This window comes from Methylophaga pinxianii, assembly GCF_020447225.1.
Taxonomy (GTDB): Bacteria; Pseudomonadota; Gammaproteobacteria; order Nitrosococcales; family Methylophagaceae; genus Methylophaga; species Methylophaga pinxianii.
Genome location: NZ_JAJAEO010000063.1, coordinates 1 through 624 on the forward strand (window position 1 = coordinate 1; position 624 = coordinate 624).

Genomic DNA, 624 nt, shown 5'->3' on the forward strand with positions numbered 1-624 from the left:
TTTTTTGTACGAACCTGTAGTCCTTCTTCGGTATACAAACGATAGGTATGCTTTTTATTCACGACCAGCCCCTGTGCCTTGAGAAGTCCATGTAACATCAGATAACCATATCTAGGGTAGCGTGCAGCCAATGATTTCAATTGTTCTCTGGCGACGGTATCCGGCTTCACTTTTCGCCGATAACGGTAGGCAGTTCGGCTTATCCCTGCCAGTATGCAAGCCACACGCTCACTGAGCTGAAAATGCTGTGTGAGGTAGTCAACAATGGGCTTTTTTGCTACTGGCTTTACCACTTTTTTGACAGCACATCCTTCATTGCTTCGACTTCGAGCAGCTTGTCAGCCAGAAGCTTTTTGAGCTTGTTATTCTCCGATTCCAGCTCTTTCAGGCGTTTGGCTTCATTCACTTCAAGGCCTGCGTATTTGCTACGCCAGTTGTAAAAGGTGCCATTGGATATGCCCATTTCTCGGCAGATGTCTTCCACCTTGGCACCAGCTTCGTGTCTTTTTATGGCCCGGATGATTTGTTCTTCGCTGTAGCGTTTTTTCATTTTGAGATCTCCAACTCCCATAGTTTATTGGAAATCTCATCAATGTCATGGCTCTAAATTCGGGGGAAAGGTCA

1 pseudogene is annotated in these 624 nt (G+C 45.8%); it reads right to left on the bottom strand.

The features are described 5' to 3' along the window. Window positions 1–550: pseudogene (locus LGT40_RS00290) on the bottom strand (transposase); the annotation flags it as partial. Window positions 551–624: the final 74 nt, after the last annotated feature.